We start from the raw sequence: 4,350 nt of genomic DNA, 5'->3' as shown, positions 1-4,350 counted from the left end.
ACATGGCAAGAATATCAACAACTGCTCGAATCAGGGGTGAATTACGCTTTAGATTTGTCGCATTTGAATATTTTGGCAGTACAGAGTAACCATGTTGAATGGAGTTTGGTTCATGAATTACTCAGCAGTCCCCACTGTTTAGAAATTCATCTCAGTGATAATCATGGTTATGGCGACCAACATTTACCGCTGAGTAACCCTCATGCGTTGCCGTGGTGGTGGTCATTACTCAGTTCGGCTAATCCACAAGCGACCATCTTTTCAGAAGGTAGGCAACTTGTGCCAATCGCTTTGGCTTAACTCTTTTCTGCATTTGTCAATTCGTTATTACTCAACAAATTTATCAATTCACCCAAGCACCGTCTGTCATGCAGGCTGTGCTTTTTTTATGTCGAGGTTTTTATGGAATATCAACATACTGAACAATCGCCATCAACTTCATTGGCGGTTGTGTCACATCAACCGCTGGCCATTGGTACAGCTACGCCTGTTAATTCAGACAGTCCCCTGTCTTTAGCTAACGTACTTAGTGAGCAATCCACTAAACCCCACACCCACAGTGCCAACGCCATTCGTTTAATCAACACCAAAGGCTTAAGTCGTCGTGAATGGTTAGCGGTGCGTAAACAAGGTATTGGCGGTAGTGATGCTGCCGCAGCTGTTGGTCTAAATCCCTATCAATCCCAGTTGGAATTATGGATGATTAAAACAGGTCGTTTTAGCGAAGATAGCCCCGATGAGTCTGAAACGAAACCAAATATAGACTCCAAAATGTATTGGGGGCAGATTTTAGAACCGATTGTCGCCCAACATTACACCAAAGTCACAGGTCGTAAAGTACGTAAGGTTAATGCGATTCTGCAACATGCCGATTGTGATAAATCATGGATGTTGGCCAATATTGATTATCGAGTCGTTGGTAGTGATGAGGTTCAATTACTGGAATGTAAAACCGCAGGTGAATATGGCGCAAAGTTGTGGAAAGACGGTGTGCCTGAGTATGTGGAATGTCAGGTACAACATCAATTAGCGGTAACAGGTTTACAAGCCGCTGATGTCTGTGTGTTGATTTGTGGTCAGCAATTAAAAATTTATCGCATTGAACGTGATGAAGAGTTAATTGCCAAACTGATTGAATTAGAGCGGTTATTTTGGCAGTACGTGCAAAGCAATATACCGCCCTGTGCCGATGGCTCTGAATCCGCAGGTTTTGCCTTACGTTGTTTATTTCCACAAGACTACGGTCAGACAGTTGATTTTAGCGACAATACCCATGTCTCAGGCTTATTTGACTCACTACTCAACACACGTAAACAATTAAACTTTTATGAAAAACAGGAGGAATTTTATAAACAACTGCTACAACAGAATTTAGGTGAAGCCAGTTATGCCCAATTTTCTCAAGGCTCTTTGTCATGGAAAAAGGCTAAAGACTCGGTTTACCTAGATACCACTACTCTTGCTAAAGACCATCCGCAACTGTGTCAACAGTATCATCGCAGCAAAGTCGGTAGCAGACGCTTTTTAGTCTATGAACGGCCTTCATCAAATTCTAAAGTAACTGATTAACCAGACACTCATTTTTCACCCTCACACGGCATAAAGCCCTTGTATCACGACAAGGGCTTTTTCTTTTTTATTGGAGAATATCATGATTAAAGGTTTAGCCATCACTCCACCGATTATCGGTCGGATTAGCATCGGTCGCATCGTTGAAAAGAACGGTAAACGTTTACCCGAAAAAGACGACCAATTTACCTTAACTACTCAAGTACAAAACCGTGACGGTTGGTTACTGCATCCCTTAGATGAGCAATTACGTCAAGCACAAACCACCAGCAACGGCAAATTACGCACCATTCCTGTTCGCCTGTTATTTAATTCACCTGATTTAAATCTGAGAGCCGAATACAGTTTATTTGACCGACAAACAGGCAGACCGCTATGTGTCGGTAATGGGGATACTTGTCGGCGATATACATCACAAGGCATTCAACAATTACCCTGCCCTAGCCCCGAAGCTTGTGACTTAGCCCGAACAGGTCACTGCAAACCGTATGGTCGTTTACATGTGATTGTCAATGATGAGGAGGATATTGGCACGTTTATCTTTAGAACGACAGGCTTTAACAGTATTCGCACTTTAGCGGCACGCTTAAGTTATTACCAAGCCATTTCAGGCGATTTATTAGCCTGTTTACCGCTGCAATTAAAACTCAGAGGTAAAAGCACCACCCAAAGTCATCGCACAGCAATTTATTACGTGGATTTAACTCTACGTGATAATCACACCTTAGCGGAAGCCTTGCAACAGGCTAAAACCCTGAACCAACAACGGCTAGAGATTGGCTTTCAGCAACAAGAATTAGACCAAGCGGCAGAAGCAGGATTTAACAACGCGCAATTTGAATTTAGCGAAGAAGAAATTCCTGAGTTGTTGGAGGAGTTTTATCACAACGCTGATGATGATAATTCTGCACAAGGTCAATCGACTTCAACCACCAACACAGCCAACAACACAAACTCTTCAAACAGTCAAAACAATACGAGCTCTAACCCTAAAACCGCCAATAGCGTTTTAAAGCAAAAACTCGGTCAGCGTTTACAAGCTCAAACCACACCCACTAATTAATTTTAAACTAGACGGAGAATTATCATGTTACTGTGCAGTAATCCTTTATTTTCACTCGGTCAAACGGTAGCTACACCCCATGCCCTTGACCTATTAGCTCAACACAATACATCGTGCTGTAGTTTATTGGCTCGTCATCAATCAGGCGATTGGGGCAATGTACCTGCCGAAGATGCCTTAAGCAATCAACAAGCGATTGAACGCGGCTACCGTATTATGTCGGTTTATCCTTTACAAACAGGTAAAGTGTGGATTATTACTGAGGCCGATAGGTCGGTGACTACGGTATTGTTGCCAGAGGAGTATTAGTATTTACACACTTAGTAGCTATCATTTTACCATCCATTTAATATTAAATGGATGGTAAAATGATAGCTACAAGTTGACTAATTATTTTTTTCTTCTTGTTCAATTGCCCTAACAATTGCTAAGTTAATCATGCCTGCACGAGATAAAGCTAAACGGTTAGCAACAGCATCTAAACGGTCTAATAAGGCTGGAGGAATTGTTAAACTAATTTGCTCTCGCTTTCCTTTTTTTACACCTTTGCGCAGCTTATCTCCATCAGGAGCATTATTGATAAACTGATCAACACTTTCCTTCTTTGGAATAGGTTTTGTAATAGCCATGTAATACCTTTTTAATATGAAAATAATTATTTTTAATATTAAAACAATCTTAACATTAAAGCATTAAGCTCATCATTAGCTTTGACATCTTTTGGGATTGCCTCTAAGACTGATAAACCTTGCCCAGCAGCATTGGCAATAGCCTTACGACGCTTAATGGGGGTATTTAAATAAACTAATTGAGGATAGTCCGCTACAGCCTCAGCTGCCTCTTGATTATCAGTTCCATGAGTATCTGCACAATTAAGTACAGCATAAGCTCTTAAACCATCCCTTACTGACCTAGCCTCATCAATCAACGCACAAATATCCGCTAATGCCCAAACATCTAATGATCGAGGTGCAAAAGGAACAAGCAATACATCGGATAATACTAATGCAGCTCTCAAAGCTGTTGAGTCTCGTCCTCCTGCATCAATAATAATATCCTCAAATTTTTTACTTTGATGCTGTAATTGCGCCCTTAAAGCAGACCCATCCGCATATTGCGCACAAGCAATAGCTGGTTCACGACCAGCATCTGCACGAAGAGCAATTGCGGTTTGAGCGGTTCCTTGTCTATCACCATCTATTAACCATACATCTCTACCTGCTATCGCTCTAGCAATAGCAATATTTAACGCTAGAGTAGTCTTGCCTACACCACCTTTAGTATTACCGACTGTAAGTATCATAAAACACCTTTTTTACACCTTTTTTAATATTAAAATAATACTATTATAAAATTAAAAAGGCCAAACTATTTGACTATTACCGTTCTTATATTTCGTAACCTGACTCTTATTCAACAACTAAATTAGCTAAGGCACGCGTAAAAGAATCTTTAAAATCTCTAAACACAGTAGAAGATTTAGTTTTTTGATATACGGTATATTCAATATTAAAATGCGCCAACTTTCTTCCCTTTAACTCAGATTGAATCCCATCAATAATTTTTTGCTTATTGGTTGCAGATAAGCGATCAAAACGCTCAACCAATACACTTACTTCATCTTGATCCTAGCCAGAAAATTAGACAGTTGTACCCTCTAAAAGTAGTAGATGCTTTTGCATAAAAGCATTTGGACTCAACCAGCCATTGGCTGAATG

At 40.5% G+C, this 4,350-nt stretch carries 7 protein-coding genes; 4 read left to right on the top strand and 3 right to left on the bottom strand.

The genetic code is table 11. The features are described 5' to 3' along the window. The 4 genes from C8N29_RS16930 to C8N29_RS16475 all read left to right on the top strand — a co-directional run. On the top strand, nucleotides 1-300 hold a 300-nt coding region (locus C8N29_RS16930), incomplete at its 5' end, for a hypothetical protein (RefSeq protein ID WP_204509390.1). 102 nt (nucleotides 301-402) lie between these two features. Then, on the top strand, nucleotides 403-1,569 hold the full coding sequence (locus tag C8N29_RS16485; protein WP_107867157.1) for a YqaJ viral recombinase family nuclease: 1,167 nt from the start codon (nucleotides 403-405) through the stop codon (nucleotides 1,567-1,569). An 82-nt stretch (nucleotides 1,570-1,651) separates the two neighbouring features. Continuing rightward, nucleotides 1,652-2,632: a recombination directionality factor gene (locus C8N29_RS16480; protein WP_239987204.1), complete on the top strand. Its 981-nt coding sequence runs from the start codon at nucleotides 1,652-1,654 to the stop codon at nucleotides 2,630-2,632. Nucleotides 2,633-2,656: 24 nt separating this feature from the next. Continuing rightward, the gene (locus C8N29_RS16475) at nucleotides 2,657-2,941 is read left to right on the top strand and encodes a hypothetical protein (protein WP_107867156.1); all 285 of its coding nucleotides are present in this window, start codon (nucleotides 2,657-2,659) and stop codon (nucleotides 2,939-2,941) included. 77 nt (nucleotides 2,942-3,018) lie between these two features. On the opposite strand, the gene C8N29_RS16470 is transcribed toward C8N29_RS16475, so the two are convergent. The 3 genes from C8N29_RS16470 to C8N29_RS16460 form a co-directional block, all read right to left on the bottom strand. Then, on the bottom strand, nucleotides 3,019-3,261 hold the full coding sequence (locus tag C8N29_RS16470) for a ribbon-helix-helix domain-containing protein (RefSeq protein WP_107867155.1): 243 nt from the start codon (nucleotides 3,259-3,261) through the stop codon (nucleotides 3,019-3,021). Between the two features lie 38 nt (nucleotides 3,262-3,299). Beyond that, nucleotides 3,300-3,935: an AAA family ATPase gene (locus C8N29_RS16465; RefSeq protein WP_107867154.1), complete on the bottom strand. Its 636-nt coding sequence runs from the start codon at nucleotides 3,933-3,935 to the stop codon at nucleotides 3,300-3,302. Nucleotides 3,936-4,041: 106 nt separating this feature from the next. Next, nucleotides 4,042-4,239, bottom strand: a complete 198-nt coding sequence (locus C8N29_RS16460; RefSeq protein WP_107867153.1) for a hypothetical protein — start codon at nucleotides 4,237-4,239, stop codon at nucleotides 4,042-4,044. Nucleotides 4,240-4,350 lie beyond the last annotated feature (111 nt).

It is taken from the genome of Agitococcus lubricus (assembly GCF_003051055.1).
GTDB classification, from domain to species: domain Bacteria; phylum Pseudomonadota; class Gammaproteobacteria; order Pseudomonadales; family Moraxellaceae; genus Agitococcus; species Agitococcus lubricus.
Note: the sequence above shows the minus strand (reverse complement) of the source record. Positions and strands in the feature narration are given on the sequence as shown.

Coding starts and splice junctions, on each gene's coding strand:
- C8N29_RS16485 (WP_107867157.1), top strand. CDS start 403: ATGGAATATCAACATACTGAACAATCGCCATCAACTTCATTGGCGGTT.
- C8N29_RS16480 (WP_239987204.1), top strand. CDS start 1,652: ATGATTAAAGGTTTAGCCATCACTCCACCGATTATCGGTCGGATTAGC.
- C8N29_RS16475 (WP_107867156.1), top strand. CDS start 2,657: ATGTTACTGTGCAGTAATCCTTTATTTTCACTCGGTCAAACGGTAGCT.
- C8N29_RS16470 (WP_107867155.1), bottom strand. CDS start 3,261: ATGGCTATTACAAAACCTATTCCAAAGAAGGAAAGTGTTGATCAGTTT.
- C8N29_RS16465 (WP_107867154.1), bottom strand. CDS start 3,935: ATGATACTTACAGTCGGTAATACTAAAGGTGGTGTAGGCAAGACTACT.